Raw genomic sequence first — 23160 nt, forward strand, 5'->3', positions numbered from 1 at the left:
ACACCGAGGTCCGATAAGTTCGGAACCTTAGCCTGTTTTTCCGCCGACCACAGCCCCCTACTCTGCCTGCTTGACCTTTTGCATGGACAGAACACGATGACCTCCCTCACCGATTCCCCAGTCACAACCCGGCCTGAAACACTGCCGATGGCTGGCTTGCTGGCCTTGGCCAGCGCCGGCTTTATCACCATTCTCACTGAAGCCATGCCCGCCGGGCTGCTGCCGCAGATGGGCGAAGGCCTGGGCGTGTCGCCCGCGCTGGTCGGCCAATTGGTCACGCTGTATGCACTTGGATCGCTCCTCGCCGCCATCCCGCTGACGCTGTTGACCCGAGGCTGGCGGCGCCGCCCCTTGTTGCTGGTGGCCATTGGCGGCTTTGCGCTGGTCAACAGCGTGACCGCACTGTCCAGCCACTACGGGCTGACCCTGGTTGCGCGCTTCTTTGCAGGGGTTTTCGCCGGGCTACTTTGGGCGCTGCTGGCGGGTTATGCCAGCCGGATGGTTGCGCCACACCTGCAAGGCCGGGCAATCGCGGTAGCCATGCTGGGTGCACCGCTGGCGCTGTCATTGGGTGTGCCCGCCGGTGCCTTTCTGGGCGCCGCGGTTGGATGGCGCCTGAGTTTTGCGATCATGACCGGGCTGACGCTGGTGCTACTGATTTGGGCGCGCTGGCAACTTCCGGATTTTGCCGGCGAACGCGCCGAAAAACGCTTGGGGCTGCATCAAGTGCTGACATTGCCAGGCATTCGTCCGGTGCTGTGGGTGACCTTCACCTACGTGCTGGCCCACAACATTCTCTATACCTATATCGCCCCGCTGCTGGTACCGGCTGGAATTGTCACCGATATCGATCGGGTGCTGCTGGTGTTCGGCCTCGCTGCATTGTTGAGCATCTGGCTGGCCGGCGTATTGATTGATCGGTGGTTGCGCGCACTGCTGCTGATCAGTTGCGCCCTATTTGGCCTGATCGCCTTAGCGCTGGCGTTTTGGATCGACCTGCCAGCCGTCATCTACGTCACCGTGGCACTCTGGGGTTTGGCCTTCGGCGGGCTGCCCGCGCTGCTGCAAACGGCACTGGCCAAGTCGGCGGGCGAGTCAGCAGATGCCGCGCAATCGATGCTGGTGACCGTATGGAACCTGGGCATAGCGGGCGGCGGTTTGGCGGGCGGCGCGTTACTACAAGGCTGGGGCGTCGGCGCATTTCCATGGGTGGTTGTGCTGCTGATGCTTTTGGCAATAACCGGCGCGCTACAGGCTGCGCCCCAACAACTGGCCCGGCCATCCCTCCAGGTCGAACGTTGAAATGCGCTCATAGCCACAGGACTCATAAAACCGCACCAGGTCGCCGGTCCCACCGCCATAGCAGTCCACCCGCAAACGCCTTACTCCCGCAGCACGGGCACGGTCGTCGGCGAAAGCCATAAGGCGCCGCCCGATACCCCGTACACGCTGATCCCGCGCGGCGATCAGCAGCCGCACATACACCTCCGGCTCTGTCGCCGCGGGCACGTAAGCCATGGGCTCGCCCAACACGAGTGCCGCCAGGATCTGGCCGCCGCGCGCCTCAACCACCCACGCACCCGGCATCGCGCAGGCATCGGTGACTTGCGCAACCCGTCGCGGCGAAGCCGACCAAGGCTCAGTCCCCCATTGACCGTGATTGCCCATGGACACGAACCAGGCAATCACCTCGTCGAACACCTGCAAAACCGCCGAGGCATCCGCCACACTGGCGCGGCGGATCATCACCCCCTCACTTCCTTGATCGAACATGCTGCAAACTCCCTGGTCCGCACAGTGAAGGCCCAGTCTAGCGCACATAAAAAACCCCCGGACTTTTCAGGCCGAGGGCTTTTTATTCAAACCGACATCAGTACTTCTTGATGTCAGCCTTGGTCTCCAACTGCTTGCGGTAAGCCGCGAAGTCTTGCTGACCGACACGGGAAGCGAGGAAGCGGCGGTATTGCGCCTTTTCTTCGTCCGTCGGGGCAGCGGCTTCGTTGACGCCATTCAAGCGCACGATCACCAGGCTACCGTCAGCCAGGGTCACCGTGGTAAACGTCGGCTTATCCTTGGCCGCAGGCTTAGGCATGCGGAACAGGGCTTGCAGTACGGCCGGGTCAATTGTTTCCTGGCTACGGGTAGCCGCTTCAGTGACCTTCCATGCCTGGCCGTCGACCGGCTGGTTCAACGGGGTCTTGCCATCACGCAGGCTGGCGATCAACTCATCAGCGTGGGTCTTGGCAGCCGCGCTGGCGCGCTCTTTGGCCATCTGGGTGCGAATCGCCGCTGCAACACTTTCCAGCGGCAGTTGCGCAGGCTTCAAGTGCTCTTTGGCACGCAGCACGATGATGGTTTCCGGGTCCAGTTCGATGGCGGTGCTGTTGGCACCCTCATCCAACACTTCCGGGCTGAACGCGGCGGTGACCACGGCACGGTTGGCCGCAACACCTTCACCACCTTCACGGCCAAATGGCGCAGAGGTGTGGACGGTCAGCTTCAGGTCGGACGCCGGCTGGGCCAGGTCGGAGGCTTCGAACGCCGCATCTTCCAATTGCTTGGTCGCTTCGACAAAACGCTGCTCGACTTGCTGGGTCTTGAGCTCTTTGGTCAGCTTGTCTTTCAGGCTGGCAAACGTTGGCACTTGCGGTGCTTCAACGCCCAACAGCTTGATCAGGTGCCAACCGAAGGTGCTGCGCACCGGCGCCGAGACCTGGTCCTTGTTCAACGCGTACAAGGCCGTTTCGAAGTCCGGGTCGTAGACGCCAGGGCCGGCAAAGCCCAGGTCGCCGCCATTGCTGGCCGAACCCGGATCCTGGGAGAACTCCTTGGCCAGGGCTTCGAACTTCTCACCCTTGGCCAGGCGCGCCTGGATTTCCTCGATCTTGGCCTTGGCTTGCGCGTCGGTGACCTTGTCGTTGACTTCAATCAGGATGTGCGCGGCACGACGCTGTTCAGCGAGGTTCGCGGTCTCTTTCTGATAGGCAGCCTGCAACTCATCGTCCTTCACGGCAACCTGGTCGAAGAAGGATGACTTCTTCAGTTCCAGATAGTCGATGACCACTTGATCAGGGGTCATGAACTCTTTGGCGTGCTGGTCGTAGTAAGCCTTGACCTCGTCATCGGTGAGTTTCACCGCCGCAGGGTTAGCCTTGATGTTGACGGTGGCGAAGTCGCGGGTCTGTTTTTCCAGACGGGCGAATGCCAGCACTTCGGAATCGGTGACAAAACCGCTGCCGGCGATACCTGCACGCACCTGGCCGATCAGCATTTCCTGGGTCAGCATCTGACGGAATTGCAGACGGCTGTAGCCCAGCTGACGGATCACCTGGTCAAAGCGTTCAGCGTTGAACTTGCCGTCCACCTGGAATTCCGGCGTCTGCAGGATCACTTGGTCCAAGGCAGCTTCAGAGAAGCCAAACTTGGAATCGGCGGCGCCTTGCAGCAACAGCTTGCGATCGATCAGGCTTTTGAGGGCCGCTTCGCGCAGCAGTTTTTCGTCCAGCAGAGAAGCATCGAAATCCTTGCCCAGCTGTTGCATCAGCTGGCGACGTTGCATGTCGACGGCCTGGCTCAGTTCGGTCTGGGTGATTTCTTCACCGTTGACCTTGGCCACGTCCTGCTTACTATTACCCGAAGCCTGGAAAATGGCCTCGATACCGGTGAACGCCATCAATGCGACGATGATCCCGATGATGGTCTTGGCAATCCAGCCTTGTGAATTGTCCCTGATATTTTGCAGCATGCGTCCCCCAGAAACGGTTGAACTTCAAAAATAGGCAACCGTGGAGCGTGGGTAGAGTCCGGATAGAAGAAAGGCGCATCCGAGGATGCGCCTTCTCGTAACTGGCGGAGCGGACGGGGGTTTGAACCCACACCCCCGGCGTGGCGACCCGATGGATACGTGGGTCAGCTGCCGCTCCGCTGCCAGGTCGAACCTGCGTTCGACCCGGGTAGGTAAAGGCTTGATCGAAACTTAGTTGACGGCTTCTTTCAGGGCTTTACCGGCTTTGAAACCTGGTTTTTTGGCAGCAGCGATTTGCAGTGCTTTGCCAGTCTGTGGGTTACGGCCAGTGCGAGCTGGGCGGTCAGTCACAGAGAAAGTACCGAAGCCTACCAGTACCACGGAGTCGCCGGCCTTCAGAGCGCCAGTGACGGATTCGATTACTGCATCCAGCGCACGGCCAGCAGCAGCTTTCGGGATATCAGCGGATGCAGCGATAGCATCAATCAGTTCCGACTTGTTCACTCTAAGTCCCCTTATATATCTATTGAGTATGATTCTAAGTTTTTTTGGTAAAAGCAAAAACCAGTGCTGAATGGCCTACAGACACTTAAGAGCCGCTTTATAACAAGGGCTCTAAAAAGCTGTCAAGGAAGCCCCCAGGCTCCAGCACATTAATGCGTGCTAATTCGTTCCTTGGAATCAGACTCGCGTTTTTCGTCCTTCGCGACTATCTCCGGAGCCACATCCGGCAAGGGCTCCGGCGCGTATTGCAGCGCAATTTGCAGGACCTCGTCAATCCATTTAACCGGTTTAATCTGAAGATCCTGCTTGATATTGTCAGGAATCTCCTTCAAGTCGCGAACATTCTCTTCAGGAATGATCACGGTCTTGATACCGCCCCGGTGTGCCGCAAGCAATTTCTCTTTCAGGCCACCGATGGCCAATACCTGGCCACGCAGGGTGATTTCCCCAGTCATTGCGACATCGGCTCGCACCGGAATGCCGGTCAATGCCGACACCAGGGCCGTGCACATGCCTACGCCGGCGCTAGGGCCGTCTTTAGGCGTCGCCCCTTCCGGCATATGGATGTGGGTGTCGTGCTTCTCGTGGAAGTCCAGGGGGATCCCCAGGCTCCTGGCGCGGCTGCGCACCACGGTCTGCGCGGCGGTGATCGATTCGACCATCACGTCACCCAGGGAACCGGTCTTGATCAGTTGGCCTTTACCCGGGATCACCGCGGCTTCGATGGTCAGCAATTCGCCGCCCACTTGGGTCCACGCCAGGCCCGTCACCTGCCCTACCTGATCCTGTTGCTCGGCCAGGCCATAGCGGAATTTACGCACGCCCAGGAAGTGTTCCAGGGAGTCGGCCGTGACCTTCACCGAGAAGCGTTTTTCCAGCGCATGTTCCTTGACCGCCTTGCGGCAGATCTTCGCGATCTGGCGCTCCAGGCCCCGTACACCGGCCTCGCGGGTGTAATAACGCACGATATCGCGGATCGCCTCGACCTCGAACTCGATCTCGCCCTTTTTCAGGCCGTTGGCCGAAATCTGCTTGGGCGCGAGGTATTTGACCGCGATGTTGATCTTCTCGTCTTCGGTGTAGCCCGGCAGACGAATCACCTCCATCCGGTCCAGCAATGCCGGCGGAATGTTCATGGAGTTGGAGGTGCACAGGAACATCACGTCGGACAGGTCGTAGTCGACTTCCAGGTAATGGTCGTTGAAATTGTGATTCTGCTCAGGGTCGAGCACTTCGAGCAACGCCGAGGCCGGATCGCCACGCATGTCGCTGCCCATTTTGTCGATTTCATCGAGCAGGAACAGCGGGTTGCGCACACCCACCTTCGTCATCTTTTGAATCAATCTTCCTGGCATCGAACCGATGTACGTCCGGCGATGACCACGAATTTCCGCTTCATCGCGTACACCACCGAGGGCCATGCGCACGAATTTACGGTTGGTGGCATTGGCAATCGACTCGGCCAGCGAGGTTTTACCCACACCCGGCGGGCCCACCAGGCACAACACCGGACCGCGAATCTTTTTCACGCGCTTTTGCACGGCGAGGTATTCGAGGATGCGTTCTTTGACTTCTTCAAGGCCATAGTGGTCGGCATCAAGGATGTCTTCAGCGCGGGCCAGGTCGAGGCGCACCTTGGTCTGGGCCTTCCACGGTACCTGCACCAGCCAGTCGATGTAGGAGCGCACCACGGTGGCTTCGGCCGACATCGGCGACATTTGCTTGAGCTTGTTCAGCTCGGCGTTGGCCTTGGTCAAGGCATCTTTCGGCAGGCCGGCGGCATCGATACGCTTTTTCAGCTCTTCGATTTCGTTGTGGCCTTCCTCGCTGTCGCCGAGTTCCCTCTGAATGGCCTTCATCTGCTCATTCAGGTAGTACTCGCGCTGGCTGCGCTCCATTTGTTTCTTCACGCGACCACGGATACGCTTCTCAACCTGCAACAGGTCGATTTCGGCATCCAGCAGTGCCAGCACATGCTCAACACGGGCCGGCAGGTCGATGATTTCGAGGATGTCTTGCTTCTGCTCGATTTTCAGCGCCATGTGCGCGGCCATGGTGTCGACCAGGCGGCTTGGCTCATCGATGCTGTTAAGGGACGACAGAACTTCAGCCGGGACTTTCTTGCCCAACTGCACATACTGCTCGAATTGCGAGAGCAGGCTGCGTACAAAAACTTCGGACTCGCGCTCCGGGGCCTCGACTTCGTCGATCAGTGCTACTTCGGCGCGCAGGTGACCATCCACCTCCATGAAGCGCTCGACCGCACCGCGCTGCTCGCCTTCCACCAACACCTTGACGGTGCCATCCGGCAGCTTGAGCAATTGCAGGACAGTAGCAATGGTGCCAACGCGATACAGGGCCTCTTCGCCCGGATCATCATCAGCAGGATTTCTTTGGGCCAACAGCAGGATCTGCTTGTCGCCCGTCATCGCTGCCTCAAGGGCTTCGATAGACTTCTCGCGCCCCACGAACAGCGGGATAACCATGTGCGGATAGACGACGACATCACGCAACGGCAGGAGAGGCAATTCGATGGTTGTCTTCATGATTTCGCCTCTATGACAGTTGAAAAGTAAGCTTGAAACCAAGATGGGGGCTGCATGCAAAAAAAACAAGCTTATTGCCAGCAGTTAAACGCAGTAAACGCTCTGGCGTAAAAAACCTCGTAAAAACAAAGGGGCCCCTGGAGGCCCCTTGTTTATACCGACACTGCGAAACGCTTACGCGTCTGGCGCAGCCTTGGCAGTCGGCTCACTGTTTTCGTAGATATACAGTGGCTTGGACTTACCTTCTATAACGCTTTCGTCGATCACCACTTTACTCACCTCGGACTGCGAGGGGATTTCGTACATGGTGTCGAGCAGTACGCCTTCAAGAATCGAACGCAGACCACGTGCACCGGTCTTGCGCTCCAGTGCCCGCTTGGCCACCGATTTGAGCGCGTCGGTACGGAACTCGAGGTCCACACCTTCCATCTCGAACAACTTGGCGTATTGCTTGGTCAGGGCGTTTTTCGGCTCGGTGAGGATCTGAATCAGAGCAGCCTCATCCAATTCGTCCAACGTGGCCAGGACCGGCAGACGGCCAACGAATTCCGGGATCAGACCGAACTTGACCAGATCGTCAGGCTCGACTTCACGCAGGGACTCACCCACCTTCTTGCCTTCTTCCTTGCTGCGCACTTCCGCACTGAAACCAATGCCACCACGGGTGGAGCGTTGCTGGATAACTTTTTCCAGACCGGAGAACGCACCGCCACAGATGAACAGGATGTTGCGCGTATCAACCTGAAGGAATTCCTGCTGCGGGTGCTTGCGGCCGCCTTGTGGCGGTACGGAAGCAACCGTGCCTTCGATCAGTTTCAACAGGGCTTGCTGCACGCCTTCACCGGAAACGTCCCGGGTGATCGACGGGTTGTCCGACTTGCGCGAGATCTTGTCGATTTCGTCGATGTAGACAATACCCATCTGGGCTTTCTCTACGTCGTAGTCGCACTTCTGCAGCAGCTTCTGAATGATGTTCTCGACGTCCTCACCCACGTAGCCAGCCTCGGTGAGGGTGGTGGCGTCGGCGATAGTGAACGGAACGTTCAAGAGACGAGCGAGGGTTTCTGCAAGCAAGGTCTTACCCGAGCCTGTAGGACCGATCAGCAAGATGTTGCTCTTGCCGAGTTCAACTTCGTCGCCTTTCTTGTCACGCTGGTTCAAGCGCTTGTAGTGGTTGTACACCGCTACGGCCAAAACCTTCTTTGCACGCTCTTGACCAATCACGTATTGATCAAGGATGCCGCTGATTTCTTTAGGCGAAGGCAATTTATGCGCGCTGCTTTCGGCCTGGGCTTCCTGCACCTCCTCACGGATGATGTCATTGCACAGGTCGACGCACTCGTCGCAGATAAAGACCGAGGGGCCGGCAATCAATTTGCGTACTTCATGCTGGCTTTTGCCACAGAAGGAGCAATAGAGCAGCTTGCCGTTGTCCTCGCCGTTGCGGGTGTCAGTCATTCGTTCGATCCAAATCCGATAGGCTTGCAACACAAGATGAAGGCTTATGCGGGCTTTTTCAAGCCCGCCAGTGGTCGGACATGCCGACCAGCCCTATTTTGAGCGGCTTATATTAAGCGGGGCGCTTGTCGATCACTGCGTCGATCAGCCCGTAATCACGCGCTGCCTCGGCACTCATGAAGTTGTCGCGGTTGGTGTCGCGCTCGATTTCTTCCAGGGTGTGCCCGCTGTGCTTGGCCATCAGCGTGTTGAGACGCTCACGGATAAACAGGATTTCCTTGGCGTGGATTTCGATGTCCGACGCCTGGCCCTGGAAACCGCCCAATGGCTGGTGAATCATCACGCGCGAGTTAGGCAGGCAGAAACGCTTGCCTTCAGCACCTGCGGTCAACAGGAATGCGCCCATGCTGCAGGCCTGACCGATACAGGTGGTCGATACATTCGGCTTGATGAACTGCATGGTGTCGTAGATCGACATGCCTGCTGTCACCGAACCGCCTGGGGAGTTGATGTAGAGATGGATGTCCTTGTCCGGGTTTTCCGCTTCAAGGAACAGCAGCTGCGCACAGATCAGGTTGGCCATGTAGTCCTCTACCGGGCCCACCAGAAAGATCACTCGCTCCTTGAGCAGGCGCGAGTAGATGTCGTAGGCGCGTTCGCCACGAGCGGACTGCTCGACAACCATCGGGACCAGGCCGCCAGCGGCCTGGATATCAGAGTTCTGCTGAATATAGGAATTACGGAACATGCTCTGCAGTTACTCCCAAATAGTCATGTCTTGAAAACGCATAAGCCAGCGCGAGGCTGGCTTATGGTTGAATTTCCAACGAGTTGGACAATCAGTCGGCTTGTGCTGCTTCCGCCGGTTTGACTGCTTCTTCGTAAGAGACCGCTTTATCGGTCACCTTAGCCTTCTGCAGAACAGTATCCACAACTTGTTCTTCCAGCACAACCGAACGCACTTCGTTCAGCTGCTGATCGTTCTTGTAGTACCAAGCCACGACCTGCTCAGGTTCCTGGTAGGCCGAAGCCATTTCCTGGATCATTTCGCGAACGCGGTCTTCGTCAGGCTTGAGGTCGAACTGCTTGACCACTTCAGCCACGATCAGGCCCAGCACAACGCGGCGCTTGGCTTGCTCTTCGAACAGCTCGGCCGGCAGTTGGTCAGGCTTGATGTTGCCACCAAACTGCTGAACAGCTTGTACGCGCAGGCGATCCACTTCGTTGGACAGCAGGGCCTTAGGCACTTCGATCGGGTTGGCGGCCAGCAGACCGTCCATGACCTGGTTCTTGACCTTGGACTTGATGGCCTGACGCAGCTCGCGCTCCATGTTCTTGCGAACTTCGGTGCGGAAGCCTTCGATACCGGTTTCCTTGATACCGAATTGAGCGAAGAACTCTTCGTTCAGCTCTGGCAGCTTAGGCTCGGAAACACTGTTGACGGTCACGGTGAACTCGGCGGCTTTGCCAGCCAGGTCCAGGTTCTGGTAGTCAGCAGGGAATTCCAGGTTCAGTACGCGCTCTTCGCCGGCTTTGGCGCCAACCAGGCCGTCTTCGAAACCAGGGATCATGCGGTTGGAACCCAGCACCAGCTGAGTGCCCTTGGCGGAGCCGCCGGCGAACGCTTCGCCGTCAACCTTGCCAACGAAATCGATGTTCAGCTGGTCTTCGTTCTGGGCAGCACGCTCGGCCACTTCGAAACGAGTGTTCTGCTTGCGCAGGATTTCCAGCATGTTGTCCAGGTCCGAATCAGCCACTTCGGCGCTCAGGCGCTCGATGGCGATACCGTCGAAACCGGCCACTTCAAATTCAGGGAACACTTCGAATACGGCAACGTATTCCAGGTCCTTGCCCGCTTCCAGGGACTTAGGCTCGATCGACGGCGAACCCGCCGGATTCAGCTTTTGCTCAACGACCGCTTCGTAGAAGGAAGCCTGGATCACGTCACCGACAGCTTCCTGGCGCGCATCGGCACCAAAACGGCGCTTGATTTCGCTCATTGGCACTTTGCCTGGACGGAAACCAGCGATCTTGGCCTTTTGGGCAGTCTGCTGCAGACGCTTGTTGACCGCAGTCTCGATACGCTCAGCCGGCACGGTGATGCTCAGGCGACGCTCGAGAGCAGTAGTATTTTCAACAGAAACTTGCATGGATATTCCTCGTTGCACAGACGTTAGCCGGCCATTTCCGACCCCAATCAAGGGCATGCATTCTAGTGGGTCAAACTCAAGAAGTCACCCTACTGGAAATACGCCCGAAAACAGCCGGCAATTTATCGGTACGAAGGCACTGATGCACCTCGCCCCGGTGACAAATACAGCCCATCACGCCAGGGCTCTGCGCCGCCCCTTCTATATATAGAAGAAGTCGTCATCCATCACCCCGACGGCCAACCCTCACACAGGGCTGACAGGCAGTGCGGCATCATCGAGATACATAAATACGACGAAACGCCCTGCCATTGCGACCCAGTACCTGCAGCCGCGGAATATTCGAACCGCTAAAACCAAAAAAGGCGCCAGACTGTTAAATCTGGCGCCTTTCGAATATGGGGTGGACGAAGGGGATCGAACCCTCGACAACGGGAGTCACAATCCCGTGCTCTACCAACTGAGCTACGCCCACCATATTGCGTTAACAAAGAAACCAAACTACTTCTTTGTCGAGCTTTACCCTGTCTTTTAACGGGGCCAAGCTTTAATTGGTGCGGATGAAGAGACTCGAACTCTTACGCCTCGCGGCGCTGGAACCTAAATCCAGTGTGTCTACCAATTCCACCACATCCGCGCTTGAAGCTCTTAAAGCAAAGGCGCCAGACGATTAATCTGGCGCCTTTTCAAAATATGGGGTGGACGAAGGGGATCGAACCCTCGACAACGGGAGTCACAATCCCGTGCTCTACCAACTGAGCTACGCCCACCATCTAACGCTACTTGTGCCAAAGCTGCCTAATGGCGCACCCGGCAGGACTCGAACCTGCGACCATCCGCTTAGAAGGCGGATGCTCTATCCAGCTGAGCTACGGGCGCCTTATTAATCTGTACTCTTGGAGGATTACAAACTAAGTGCTTCCAGCCTTGCAGAACAATCATCTATTCCGCCCGACCTTCTTAACCAGTGCTAGGCTGTGCCCGACAAGTGCGACGAATAGTATAGATGCCCCCGAAACCCGTCAAATCTTTTTTGAAAAAAACTGATTTTATTTAAGGAGTTAGGGCAATTTGCAGACCAAGCGCCTTTGCCCTCACGTCCTGGCATGCGAGAATGCGCGCACTTTTCTTCCCCCTCTCGATGGTTAATCACGCGTAATGACTGCACAACTTATCGACGGCAAATCAATCGCCGCCAGCCTGCGCCAGCAGATCGCCAAACGCGTCACCGAGCGTAGCCAGCAAGGCCTGCGCACGCCCGGCCTCGCGGTGATCCTGGTCGGCAGCGATCCTGCCTCTCAGGTTTATGTCTCGCACAAGCGTAAAGACTGTGAAGAGGTCGGCTTTATTTCCAAGGCCTACGACTTGCCTTCCGAGACCACCCAACAGGCCCTTACGGACCTGATCGATGGCCTCAACGAAGACCCGAAGATGGATGGCATCCTGCTCCAGTTGCCGCTGCCCGACCATCTGGACGCCTCCAAATTGCTGGAGCGCATTCGCCCGGACAAAGATGTCGACGGTTTCCACCCTTATAATGTCGGCCGCCTGGCCCAGCGTATTCCGCTGCTGCGCCCGTGCACCCCGAAAGGCATCATGACCCTGCTGGAAAGCACCGGCGTCGACCTGTACGGCCTCGACGCCGTGGTTGTCGGCGCGTCCAACATCGTGGGTCGCCCGATGGCCATGGAGTTACTGCTGGCCGGCTGCACCGTGACCGTCACCCACCGCTTCACCAAGGACCTCGCCGGCCACGTCGGCCGCGCCGACTTGGTGGTCGTCGCGGCCGGCAAGCCGGGGCTGGTCAAGGGTGAGTGGATCAAGGAAGGCGCCATCGTCATCGACGTGGGCATCAACCGCCAGGAAGACGGCAAGCTCGTCGGCGACGTGGTGTACGAGACCGCCCTGCCCCGTGCCGGCTGGATTACCCCAGTACCCGGCGGGGTCGGCCCGATGACCCGTGCCTGCCTGCTGGAAAACACCCTGTACGCCGCAGAAACCCTGCACGATTAATAACCAGGCGTACTGAAAAAGCCCTGCCTTATCGCAGGGCTTTTTATTGCCCGTGATAAACCCTGTTTTTTCTTAGTTTTTAAGTACTTTCGTCTGGTTTTAGAAGAACATTCGACAGTCTCTCGTCCATACTCCTAAAATGTAACGGCATTTATCAAAAAACCGTTCCTGAACGGTATTTCCTTACTTTTTAGCGAGTTCATCCGCGTGAAAATTCGTCTCTCTATCATCAGCCTGTTTTTCGCTTTCACAGGCAACTTCGCGCACGCCGCCGAAACCACCCAGGCGCCGCGTGACACCTCCAAACTGCAAATTGCGTCCGGCAGCGCCATGCTGGTCGACCTGCAGACCAACAAGGTGATCTATTCCAGCAACCCTGACGTGGTGGTGCCCATCGCCTCGGTGAGCAAATTGATGACCGGCCTGATCGTGCTGGAAGCCAAGCAGAACATGGACGAGTACATCGACATCAACATCACCGACACGCCAGAGATGAAAGGCGTGTTCTCCCGCGTGAAGATCGGCAGCCAGATGCCCCGCAAGGAAATGTTGCTGATCGCCCTGATGTCTTCGGAAAACCGCGCCGCGGCGAGCCTGGCCCACCACTATCCGGGCGGTTACGCCGCGTTCATCGCCGCGATGAACGCCAAGGCCAAGGCCTTGGGCATGACCAGCACGCACTATGTCGAACCCACCGGTCTGTCCATCCACAACGTCTCCACCGCCCGCGACCTGAGCAAACTGCTGGCCGCCGCGCGACACTATCCGTTGCTCAGCCAACTGAGCACCACCAAGGAAAAGACCGTGTCGTTCCGCAAGCCCAACTACACCTTGGGCTTCTCCAACACCGACCACCTGATCAACCGCGCCAACTGGGACATCAAGCTGACCAAGACCGGCTTCACCAACCAGGCCGGTCATTGCCTGGTGCTGGTGACGAGCATGGGCAACCGCCCGGTGTCGCTGGTAATCCTGGATGCCTTTGGCAAATTCACCCACTTTGCCGATGCCAGCCGCATTCGTAATTGGGTAGAGACCGGCAAGAGCGGCTCGGTGCCGGATGTGGCGTTGCGCTACAAGGCCGACAAGAACCTGAAGAACCGTCCGAACGCGGCAGAAGTGCGTCGCTAAGCAACAACGCCCGATCCAATGTGCAATACCCGTGTGGGAGAGGGCTTGCCCCCTCCCACATTTTTTATCGGTGTTCCGCCAGCACTTTAAGCGCCTGCGCCGCAGCCCGCTCCTGCCCGGCCTGGGCCGTGGCGTTGGCCGCATCCCGCCAGCGCTGGGCGTCCACATTCGCCGGCAATTGGCTCGGACGCTGGGTGAGGATTGCCCAACTCCCGGCGCTTTTCCACTTCGACTCAAAGTCGCTGAAGCTCATCAACAGCCGCCGGTCCATGCCCGAACGCAGCAACACCGTGCTTTTCTGTTGATTGAACCCCACCACAACCACGTAGTGCGCGTCGGACCACAGCCCGCCGCCGATCCGCGCCATCACCGGATACCCCGCCGCCACTTGCGCCAGCACCGCCGTCAGCTTGGCATCCAACGGGTACACCATCAGCCCGTACTCGCGCGCCAACACCTGCATGTTGCGCTCAAGGTCCGCTTCGCCGCCCGGTAGATGCAGTGGCTTATCCAGCAACCCCGGTGTCATGACAATGCCTTGTTGCGACAGCATGCTGGCTAATGCTGTAGGACCGCTCTGATAAGCCTCGCTGCGAAACGTCGGCACGCCATTGAGTTCGACACGCTCCGGCAGGCCCGCCAGTTTCGACGGGGTTGCGGAACAGGCCACAAGCCCCAGGGCGCAGGCCAATAGAAAGGATGTTTTAAGGTTCGACCGTAACCGCAATTTTCTACTCTCTTGATCAACTGCCGGTGAGGGCCCTGATCATAGGACGCCCGGCCACGCGGGTATAGCCCGCAGGCTTAGTAAAGGGCGCGGATAGAGCAAACACGTTGGACGGACACGACCATTGGTCAATAGCAGGCAACCGCCGGGTAGCTAGACTGTCCATTGAGAAGACTGTGTGTGCCCCGTACGGGGCGAGAGGAGGCCCGAATGAGCCTTGCAACGACGATTTTCCTGTTGATCTGCGGTTGGCTGTCGGTAGCCGCCGCCATGTTGTGGGGGGTGTTGCGCATCACCCGCCGGCACCATCACCCCCACGTAAAACCCGCTGCGCCCGCCGAGCCTCATAAGGCGGCGGTGCACCACGCCTAGCCAGGCATGCAATTGAAGTCCTGAGTCGCTGCGACCTCCTTGCCGTGACCATCCATCAAGGCTGCGCGCACGGTGGTGCCCAGGCTGGACTCCACCAGGGTGTAATGCTCACCCGCCTTGAAATGCTTGTATTCGACGCGTCCCTGGCAGTCCTGCTGGTTGTCGTCACCCGCCTCCTCCTCGAACAGCGTCACATCCAGGCGATGGTCCCCCGGCGAGACCTCAAAAAAGCGGCCGTCATCCACACGCTTGCCGTCCACGCGTTCAGCCATCAGGTCGTTCGGCGCTTCTTCCTTCAAGCCGATCCAGGCTTCACTCGGGTCGGCTTTGGGCATTGGCCCGGCGCACGCCGACAACAACAGCGCAGCACCGAGGGCGGGAATCAATAACAGGGGTTTGAGTGACATGGCAGGGCTCCAAAGCAGGACAATGTGTCCGATGGGTTACAAGCTTGGGCGGCTGACCTGTCTAGAACAAATGAATGCCTATGAAACGATTTTCAGCCCTTACCTAAATGTTCCTTCACCCGGCTGAAAGGTGCGTGTTAGGTGGGTCGCGTGAGACTGCCGGGGTTTGCAATCCTGCTCCTCCGGAGGTTCACGCATGCTCGGGCTGGTAAAGACCGCACTGCAAAAGCCGTACACGTTTATCGTGTTGGCCATATTCATCTGCATCATCGGGCCGATGGCGGCCCTGCGTACGCCCACTGACGTTTTCCCCGATATCGGCATCCCCGTGGTCGCCGTGGTCTGGCAGTACAACGGCCTGTCGCCGGACGCCATGGCCGGTCGTGTGATCTACACCTACGAACGCTCCCTGAGCACCACCGTCAACGACATCGAACACATCGAATCGCAATCGCTGCCCGGCATGGGCATCGTCAAGATCTTCTTCCAGCCCGGCGTGGATATCCGCACCGCCAACGCCCAAGTGACGGCGGTGTCACAAACTGTACTCAAGCAGATGCCGCCGGGTATCACACCGCCGCTGATCCTCAACTACAGCGCCTCCACGGTGCCGATCCTGCAGATGGCGTTCTCCAGCCCCAGCCTGTCGGAAGCCAGGATCCGCGACCTGGTGCAGAACAACATCCGCCTGCCCTTGAGCGCCCTGCCCGGCCTGGCCATGCCCACGCCCATGGGCGGCAAGCAACGCCAGATCACCCTCGACCTTGACCCGCAGGCACTCGCCGCCAAAGGCCTGTCGGCCCAGGATGTGGGCAACGCCCTGGCGCTGCAGAACCAGATCATCCCGGTGGGCACCGCCAAGCTCGGCCCCAACGAATACACGATCCTGCTGAACAACAGCCCCAAGGCCATCGATGAACTCAACGACCTGCCGATCAAGACCGTCGACGGCGCGCTGATCACCATCGGCCAGGTCGCCCACGTGCGTGACGGCTCGCCGCCGCAGACCAACATCGTGCGCGTCGACGGCCACCGTGCAGTGCTGATGCCGGCACTTAAAAACGGCAGCATCTCGACCCTGTCGATCATCGACGGCATCCGCCAGATGCTGCCGCGCATCAACGAAACCCTGCCACCGTCACTGAAGACCTCATTGCTGGGCGACGCCTCGGTGTTCGTCAAACAATCGGTCGGCAGCGTGGCCCAGGAAGGCATCATCGCCGCACTGCTGACGAGTGCGATGATCCTGCTGTTCCTCGGCAGCTGGCGCTCCACGATCATTATTGCCGCCTCGATTCCGCTGGCCGTGCTATCGGCCATCGCACTGCTGGCGGTCAGCGGGCAAACCCTCAACGTGATGACCCTCGGCGGGCTGGCGTTGGCGGTGGGGATCCTGGTGGACGACGCCACGGTGACCATCGAAAACATCAACTGGCACCTGGAACAAGGCAAGCCGGTGAAGACTGCAATCCTCGACGGTGCCGCGCAAATTGTCGGCCCGGCGTTCGTCTCGCTGCTGTGCATCTGCATCGTGTTCGTGCCGATGTTTTTGCTGCAAGGCATCGCCGGTTACCTGTTCCGGCCGATGGCGCTGGCGGTGATCTTTGCCATGGCCAGTTCGTTCATTCTCTCGCGTACGTTGGTGCCGACCCTGGCGATGTTCCTGCTCAAGCCGCACACCCCGGAGCCAGGTGCGGGGCATCACCCGGAAGACGAATTCATCAACCACCACGAGGGCGAGCAGCACACCCAGCAGCGCAATGCCGTGCTGCAATCGGTGTTGAATTTCCAGCAGGGTTTCGAGCGCCACTTCTCGAACATCCGCGACACCTATCACGGCCTGCTGACCTTGGCCCTGGGCAATCGCAAGCGCTTTATCGTCGGTTTCCTGGGCTGCGTGCTGGCGTCATTCCTGCTCCTTCCGAGCCTGGGCCAGGACTTCTTCCCGGCCACCGACGCAGGCGCCCTGGCGTTGCATGTGCGCCTGCCGCTGGGCACGCGCATAGAAGAAAGCGCCGCCGCCTTCGACCGCATTGAAGCGCGGATCCGCGAAATCATCCCTGCCGAAGAGCTGGACACCATCGTCGATAACATCGGCATCCCGCTCAGCGGCATCGACATGGCCTACAGCAGCAGTGGCACCATCGGCCCGCAGGATGGCGACATCCAAGTCAGCCTGAAAAAGGACCACGCACCGACCGCCGACTACGTGAAAAAACTGCGTGAAGCGCTGCCGCACAGTTTCCCTGGCAGCCACTTCGCCTTCCTGCCGGCGGACATCAGCAGCCAGATCCTCAACTTCGGTGCCCCGGCCCCGCTGGACGTGAAAATCTCCGGGCGCAGCGATGAAGAAAACCGCGCCTACGCCGTGGAGCTTGAGCGCCGGTTGCAGCACGTACCGGGCATCGCCGACCTGCGCATCCAGCAGTCCACCGGCTATCCGTCGCTGCAGGTGAACGTCGACCGTATGCGTGCCAACGGCCTGGGCATCACCGAGCGTGACGTGACCAACAGCATGGTCGCCTCGCTCGCCGGCAGCTCCCAGGTGGCGCCGACCTTCTGGCTCAACCCGGCCAACGGCGTGTCCTATTCCATCGTCGCCGCCACCCCGCAATACCGCCTCGACAGCCTGCCCTCTCTGGAGGCCTTGCCGGTGACTGGCGCCGACGGCCAGTCGCAGATCCTCGGCGGCGTGGCGACCATCTCCCGCGTGCAAAGCCCGGCGGTGGTGACCCACTACAACATCGAACCGACCTTGGACCTGTACGCCAACGTGCAAGGCCGCGACCTCGGCGGCGTGGCCCGTGATGTGCAAAAAGTGCTGGATGACACCGCCGCCCTGCGGCCCAAAGGTGCGGTAATCAGCCTGCATGGGCAGATCGACGCACTGCATGAAGCCTTCAGCGGCTTGAGCCTTGGCCTGCTCGGCGCCGCAGTGCTGATCTACCTGCTGATCGTGGTCAATTTCCAGTCGTGGTCCGACCCGTTTGTGATCATTACGGCCTTGCCGGCGGCGCTCGCCGGGATTGTGTGGATGCTGTTCCTCAGCGGCACCTCATTGTCGGTACCGGCACTCACCGGCGCCATCTTGTGCATGGGCGTCGCCACGGCCAACTCGATCCTGGTGGTGAGCTTCTGCCGTGAGCGCCTGGCCGAACATGGCGATGCGTTGAAAGCCGCCATGGAGGCCGGTTACACACGCTTCCGTCCGGTGTGCATGACCGCCCTGGCGATGATCATCGGCATGCTGCCGCTGGCGATTTCCGAGGAGCAGAACGCCCCGCTCGGGCGCGCCGTCATCGGCGGCTTGATCTTCGCCACCCTCGCCACTTTGTTGTTTGTTCCCGTGGTCTTCAGCCTGGTCCACGGTCGTCAGCCTACTCGCGCAGTTGCAGGAGAAACCCCACATGTCGTCTGATCACAAACCCTCGCGCAAGCGTCTGATGCTCATGGGTGTCGGCGGCCTGACCCTGGCCGCCCTGTTGGTCGCCAACGGCCTGCATGCCCGCACGCTGCACGAACAATCGGTCACGGCCTGGACCGAAACCGCCGCCATCCCGCAGGTGATGGTGTTGCAGCCCAAGCAGAACGTCGCCGGCGATACCCTGCGCCTGCCTGCGCACCTTGAAGCCTGGAGCAAGGCACCGATTCATGCCCGGGTCAGTGGCTATTTGAAGGACTGGAAAGTGGATATCGGCAGCCAGGTCAAGGCTGGGCAGATCCTTGCCGAAATCGACAGCCCCGACCTCGACCAACAGTTGGCGCAGACCCATGCGCGCTTGATCCAGGAGCAGGCGAATGCACGCCTGGCCGCCACCACGGCGACCCGCTGGCAAAACCTGCTGGCCAGTCATTCGGTGTCGCGCCAAGAAGCCGATGAAAAAACCTCCAACGCGGCGGCAGCCAAAGCCAATGCTGAAGCCGCCGCTGCCGACTATGCGCGCTTGTCGGCCCTGGAAAGCTACAAGACCCTCCGTGCGCCCTTCGCCGGCACCATCACCGCGCGCAACACCGATATCGGCCAGCTGATCAAGGCCGATACCGACAGCGACCCGGAACTGTTCAACATCGCCGACACGCATCAATTGCGCCTGTATGTGCCGGTGCCGCAGAACTACGCGGCCGTCATCCACCCAGGGCTTGAAGCCGAACTGACCGTACCCGAGCATCCCGGCGAGCATTTCAAGGCGCGCCTGATCGGCGACTCCACCGCCATCGACCGCCGCTCCGGCACGTTGCTCGCGCAGTTCGTCGCCGACAACCCCAATGGCGAGTTGCTGCCTGGCGATTACGCCGAAGCCACCTTGCCGATTCCAGCCGACACCCATGGCGTGAGCATCCCGGCCAGCGCGTTGATCTTCCGTGCCCAAGGCACCCAAGTGGCGGTGCTGGATGCGCAGAATCATGTGCACCTGCAAGACATCCACATCGGCCTCGACCTGGGCGAACGCCTGGTCATCGACCAAGGTTTGAAACCCGCCGACCGTATCGTCGACAACCCGCCCGATGCCCTGCGCGAAGGCGACCCGGTGCAGTTGGCCGATGCCTCGGGAGGTGCGCATGCGCCCAAGGCTTAAACCTCTGGCAGCATTGATGCTGCTGGCGTTGCAGGGCTGCTCGATGGCGCCCGCCTATAAGGTGCCGTCGCTTGACCTGCCCGCGCATTACCGCGAACAGACCAGCGACGGCCCTTGGCACAGCGCGCAACCGTCCGACCAAATAGCCCCCGAATGGTGGACGCTCTACCACGACGCGCGCCTGAATGACCTGCAACAGCAACTGCTCCGGGCCAACCCGGACCTGGCGGCGGCGCTGGCGCACTTCGATGCGTCCCAGGCGTATGCCAGCCAACTGCATGCCGGGCTGTTCCCGCAGATCACCGCCAGCGCGCAGCCGCTGCGCCAGCGGCAATCGGATTCAAGGCCACTGCGGGGAACCACGCAGCCGTCGGTGTACAACAGCAATACGGCAGGCTTCTCGCTGAGTTACGACCTGGACCTGTGGGGAAAAATCCGTAACCAAGTCGCGGCCGGCGATGCCCAGGCGCAAGCCTCGGGTGACGATTTGGCGGTGGCGCGCCTGAGCTTGCAGCATCAGTTGGCAACCTTGTATGTGCAGCTCAATGGGCTGGACGCGCAGGCGCGGATTCTCGACCGTTCGCTGGATGACTTCAGCCAGGCACTGCAACTGACCCGCAGTCGGTATGAGGGCCAGATTGCTTCGGAGTTGGACCTGACCCGTGCGCAAAACCAGCTCGCCGAGGCCAAGGCGCAACGGGATGAAGTGCGCGGGCAACGCAACCTGACCGAGCATGCGATAGGCGAGTTGGTGGGTGTGGCGGCCAGTGACTTCACCCTGCCGCCGAGCCAGCAACTGATCGCGCTACCGGGCATTCCCTCACAATTGCCGAGCCACCTGCTGCAACGCCGCCCCGACATCGCGGCGGCAGAGCGCCGGGTGTTCGCCGCCAACGCCAATATCGGCGTGGCCAAGGCAGCGTGGTACCCGGATTTCAGCCTGACCGGGCTGATTGGCGGGCAAACCCAGGGCGTTGGCAACTTGCTGTCCGCCGGTAATCGCTACTGGGCGTTGGGGCCGCTGGTGAACCTGCCGATCTTCGATGGCGGGCGCTTGAACGCCAATGAACGCCAGGCCAAGGCCGAGTTTGAAGAAGCCTCGGCGCACTACCGCAGCCAGGTACTGAAGGCCGTGCGCGAGGTGGAAGACAACCTGGCGCAACTGCGGGATTTGCAGCTTGAGGCGCAGGATGAACAAGCGGCAGCGGATGCGGCGCAGCACACCCAATCGCTGGCGATGAACAGCTACCAGGCCGGGGCCGTGAGTTACCTGGACGTGGTGACGGCGCAGACGGCGGCGTTGCAGGCGCAGCGCACGTTGCAGGCGGTGCAGACACGGCAGTTGCAGGCGAGCGTGGGATTGGTCACCGCCCTCGGCGGTGGCTGGCAGCCTGGTGCTTGATAGGGTGGGTCAGTCACATAACTGTCAACTGAACGGCAGCTATCGGGGGCAAGCCCCCTCCCACACTGCTCCTGTGCCAGACACACAATGTATGAACACCGCAGAGCCAAGCTGGGAGGGGGCTTGCTCCCGATGGCGCCCTTCCAGACACATCCTGCCAAAAGTCCGCCCCTCACCCTCCGGCCCTCCAATCTAGCCTCTCTAGACGCATCTTGAGAGGGCCAGGGAATGGCAGAGTTACCCGCGTCACACCGCCTGCGCATCGGACGCTTCAGCGAACCCAACCGCATCTACCTCATCACCACAAACACTCACGAACGCCTACCGATATTCAGCGACTTCCACCTCGGTCGCCTGGTTGTCTGGCAGTTTCGGCTGGCTCAGTACCAGGGGCTTGCGAACTCTCTTGCTTGGGTCGTCATGCCGGACCACTTTCATTGGCTTGTCGAACTACGCAAAGGCTCGCTGGCGGACCTGATGTGCCAGGTGAAGTCCAAAAGCACGCGGAGCGTTAACGGTGCATCTGGCCGCAAAGGGCGGCTCTGGCAGGAAAGTTTCCATGACCGGGCACTGCGCAAAGAGGATGATCTGGTGAACATGGCCAGGTATGTGGTGGCCAACCCATTGCGAGCAGGGTTGGTGGAGCGAATCGGTGACTATCCGTTGTGGGATGCCATCTGGATATAACGCCAAGCACAGTTCAAATGTGGGAGGGGGCTTGCTCCCGATGTGGGTGTATCAGCTACAGATTAGCTGACTGATACACTGCCATCGGGAGCAAGCCCCCTCCCACATTGTTTACCGCGTTTCAGGCAGCAAGTTTACCGCTGGCGATTGCCGCCGATGCAGCCACCATTGCCCTCAGCAACACCGCACACCCCGCCGCCAAGTCATCCGGTGCGGCATTCTCGATTTCGTTATGGCTGATGCCGCCTTCACATGGCACGAAGATCATCCCCGCCGGGCCCAGCTCTGCGACGAAGATCGCGTCGTGCCCTGCCCCGCTGACGATGTCCATGTTCGACAGGCCCAGCCCATTCGCCGCATCGCGCACGGCGTCGACGCAGCCTTTGTCGAAATACAGCGGTGGGAAATCCGCCGTGGGCTCCATCTCAAAACTCAAGCCATGCTTGGCACAGGTTTCATCGATCACCTTGCGCACCTGGGCAATCATCGAGTCCAGCCGCGCCGGTTCCAGGTGGCGGAAGTCCAAGGTCATGCGTACTTCACCGGGGATAACGTTGCGCGATCCCGGATAGGCCTGCAGGCAACCCACCGTCCCACACGCATGGGGTTGATGACCCAGCGCTGCGGCATTCACCGCCGCCACCACTGCCGCCGCGCCGACCAAGGCGTCCTTGCGCAAATGCATCGGCGTCGGCCCCGCATGCGCTTCGACGCCGCGCAGCTTGAGGTCGAACCACTTCTGCCCCAACGCGCCGAGCACCACGCCGATGGTTTTTTTCTCGTCCTCCAGAATCGGCCCTTGTTCGATATGCGCTTCGAAATAAGCGCCGACCTTGTGCCCACTCACAGCACGCGAGCCGGCATAACCAATCGCATCAAGTGCGTCACCCACCGTCACACCATCGGCATCGGTCTTGGCCAAGGTCTCGGCCAGGGTGAATTTCTCGGCGAACACGCCGGAGCCCATCATGCACGGCGGGAAACGCGAGCCTTCCTCGTTGGTCCACACCACCACTTCCAGCGGCGCCTCGGTTTCGATCTTGAGGTCGTTGAGGGTACGCAGCACTTCCACGCCCGCCAGCACACCGAAGCAACCGTCGAACTTGCCACCGGTGGGCTGGGTGTCGATATGGCTGCCGGTCATCACCGGTGGCAGGTTGGGATTGCGCCCAGGGCGACGGGCGAAGATATTGCCAATGCCGTCGACCGTCACGGTACAACCCGCCGCCTCGCACCACTGCACAAACAGGTCGCGGGCCTTGCGGTCCAGATCGGTGAGGGCCAGCCGACACACGCCGCCCTTGGGGGTGGCGCCGAGCTTGGCCAAGTCCATCAGCGACTGCCACAAGCGGTCGCGGTTGATGTGCTGATGGGTCGATTGCAGAACGTCGAGGGCAGCGTTCATGGGGATCTCCTCAGGCTGATTTTTTATAAGTGGAAC

General features: G+C 59.9%; 18 protein-coding genes and 4 tRNA genes. 8 read left to right on the top strand and 14 right to left on the bottom strand.

The features are described from left to right. The first annotated feature begins 96 nt into the window (after positions 1 to 96). Entirely contained in the window at positions 97 to 1302 is a 1206-nt protein-coding gene (locus tag ACI512_RS24010; protein WP_250947898.1) for an MFS transporter, read from the top strand. Here the strand turns inward: ACI512_RS24010 and ACI512_RS24015 are convergent. From ACI512_RS24015 to ACI512_RS24065, 11 genes are all read right to left on the bottom strand, one after another. Beyond that, on the bottom strand, positions 1249 to 1773 hold the full coding sequence (locus ACI512_RS24015; protein ID WP_250947899.1) for a GNAT family N-acetyltransferase: 525 nt from the start codon (positions 1771 to 1773) through the stop codon (positions 1249 to 1251). The two genes, ACI512_RS24010 and ACI512_RS24015, sit on opposite strands and share 54 nt — an antisense overlap. Positions 1774 to 1870: 97 nt before the next feature. Further along, positions 1871 to 3745, bottom strand: coding sequence for a SurA N-terminal domain-containing protein (locus ACI512_RS24020; protein WP_046035621.1), 1875 nt, complete (start codon positions 3743 to 3745; stop codon positions 1871 to 1873). 231 nt (positions 3746 to 3976) lie between these two features. Beyond that, on the bottom strand, positions 3977 to 4249 hold the full coding sequence (locus tag ACI512_RS24025; RefSeq protein ID WP_003174819.1) for an HU family DNA-binding protein: 273 nt from the start codon (positions 4247 to 4249) through the stop codon (positions 3977 to 3979). A gap of 149 nt (positions 4250 to 4398) precedes the next feature. Then, positions 4399 to 6795 carry an endopeptidase La gene (gene lon, locus ACI512_RS24030; protein WP_236382479.1) on the bottom strand — a complete coding sequence of 799 codons (2397 nt, stop codon included), beginning with the start codon at positions 6793 to 6795 and terminating at the stop codon, positions 4399 to 4401. Between the two features lie 174 nt (positions 6796 to 6969). Beyond that, the gene (gene clpX, locus ACI512_RS24035; protein ID WP_003238279.1) at positions 6970 to 8253 is read right to left on the bottom strand and encodes an ATP-dependent Clp protease ATP-binding subunit ClpX; all 1284 of its coding nucleotides are present in this window, start codon (positions 8251 to 8253) and stop codon (positions 6970 to 6972) included. A 112-nt stretch (positions 8254 to 8365) separates the two neighbouring features. Beyond that, complete coding sequence (clpP, locus tag ACI512_RS24040; RefSeq protein ID WP_015884723.1) at positions 8366 to 9001, bottom strand: ATP-dependent Clp endopeptidase proteolytic subunit ClpP; 636 nt, start codon at positions 8999 to 9001, stop codon at positions 8366 to 8368. A 91-nt stretch (positions 9002 to 9092) separates the two neighbouring features. After that, complete coding sequence (tig, locus tag ACI512_RS24045; RefSeq protein ID WP_015884724.1) at positions 9093 to 10403, bottom strand: trigger factor; 1311 nt, start codon at positions 10401 to 10403, stop codon at positions 9093 to 9095. Between the two features lie 399 nt (positions 10404 to 10802). Continuing rightward, positions 10803 to 10878 (bottom strand) — tRNA-His (locus tag ACI512_RS24050). Positions 10879 to 10955: 77 nt separating this feature from the next. Then, a tRNA-Leu gene (locus ACI512_RS24055) sits at positions 10956 to 11040 on the bottom strand. Positions 11041 to 11097: 57 nt separating this feature from the next. Further along, positions 11098 to 11173: transfer RNA gene (locus ACI512_RS24060), tRNA-His, on the bottom strand. Between the two features lie 32 nt (positions 11174 to 11205). Continuing rightward, a tRNA-Arg gene (locus tag ACI512_RS24065) sits at positions 11206 to 11282 on the bottom strand. A gap of 279 nt (positions 11283 to 11561) precedes the next feature. Here ACI512_RS24065 and folD point away from each other — a divergent pair. After that, a complete protein-coding gene (gene folD, locus ACI512_RS24070; RefSeq protein ID WP_015884725.1) occupies positions 11562 to 12416 on the top strand; it encodes a bifunctional methylenetetrahydrofolate dehydrogenase/methenyltetrahydrofolate cyclohydrolase FolD in 855 nt (284 codons plus the stop codon). 207 nt (positions 12417 to 12623) lie between these two features. Beyond that, positions 12624 to 13547: a D-alanyl-D-alanine endopeptidase gene (gene pbpG / locus ACI512_RS24075; protein WP_046035572.1), complete on the top strand. Its 924-nt coding sequence runs from the start codon at positions 12624 to 12626 to the stop codon at positions 13545 to 13547. 64 nt (positions 13548 to 13611) lie between these two features. Here the strand turns inward: pbpG and ACI512_RS24080 are convergent, their stop codons facing one another. Then, a complete protein-coding gene (locus tag ACI512_RS24080; protein WP_015884727.1) occupies positions 13612 to 14274 on the bottom strand; it encodes a C39 family peptidase in 663 nt (220 codons plus the stop codon). A gap of 210 nt (positions 14275 to 14484) precedes the next feature. Here ACI512_RS24080 and ACI512_RS24085 point away from each other — a divergent pair, with 210 nt between their 5' ends. Further along, complete coding sequence (locus ACI512_RS24085; protein ID WP_236379516.1) at positions 14485 to 14646, top strand: hypothetical protein; 162 nt, start codon at positions 14485 to 14487, stop codon at positions 14644 to 14646. On the opposite strand, the gene ACI512_RS24090 is transcribed toward ACI512_RS24085, so the two are convergent. Then, entirely contained in the window at positions 14643 to 15053 is a 411-nt protein-coding gene (locus tag ACI512_RS24090) for a hypothetical protein (RefSeq protein ID WP_064055314.1), read from the bottom strand. The genes ACI512_RS24085 and ACI512_RS24090 overlap by 4 nt on opposite strands. A 196-nt stretch (positions 15054 to 15249) precedes the next feature. Here ACI512_RS24090 and ACI512_RS24095 point away from each other — a divergent pair, with 196 nt between their 5' ends. The 4 genes from ACI512_RS24095 (at position 15250) to ACI512_RS24110 (ending at position 21719) form a co-directional block, all read left to right on the top strand. Beyond that, positions 15250 to 18471, top strand: a complete 3222-nt coding sequence (locus ACI512_RS24095; RefSeq protein ID WP_236379515.1) for an efflux RND transporter permease subunit — start codon at positions 15250 to 15252, stop codon at positions 18469 to 18471. After that, positions 18461 to 19630: an efflux RND transporter periplasmic adaptor subunit gene (locus tag ACI512_RS24100; RefSeq protein ID WP_236379514.1), complete on the top strand. Its 1170-nt coding sequence runs from the start codon at positions 18461 to 18463 to the stop codon at positions 19628 to 19630. Before ACI512_RS24095 ends, ACI512_RS24100 begins: the two co-directional genes overlap by 11 nt. After that, positions 19614 to 21032 (top strand): efflux transporter outer membrane subunit, encoded by a 1419-nt coding sequence (locus ACI512_RS24105; RefSeq protein ID WP_236379513.1) that lies wholly within the window; start codon positions 19614 to 19616, stop codon positions 21030 to 21032. Before ACI512_RS24100 ends, ACI512_RS24105 begins: the two co-directional genes overlap by 17 nt. A gap of 228 nt (positions 21033 to 21260) precedes the next feature. After that, complete coding sequence (locus tag ACI512_RS24110) at positions 21261 to 21719, top strand: REP-associated tyrosine transposase (RefSeq protein WP_231808803.1); 459 nt, start codon at positions 21261 to 21263, stop codon at positions 21717 to 21719. A 121-nt stretch (positions 21720 to 21840) separates the two neighbouring features. Here ACI512_RS24110 and ACI512_RS24115 read toward each other — a convergent pair whose 3' ends face one another. Then, complete coding sequence (locus tag ACI512_RS24115) at positions 21841 to 23124, bottom strand: Zn-dependent hydrolase (protein ID WP_236379512.1); 1284 nt, start codon at positions 23122 to 23124, stop codon at positions 21841 to 21843. Between the last annotated feature and the right edge of the window lie 36 nt (positions 23125 to 23160).

It is taken from the genome of Pseudomonas petroselini (genome assembly GCF_045037875.1).
GTDB lineage: Bacteria > Pseudomonadota > Gammaproteobacteria > Pseudomonadales > Pseudomonadaceae > Aquipseudomonas > Aquipseudomonas petroselini.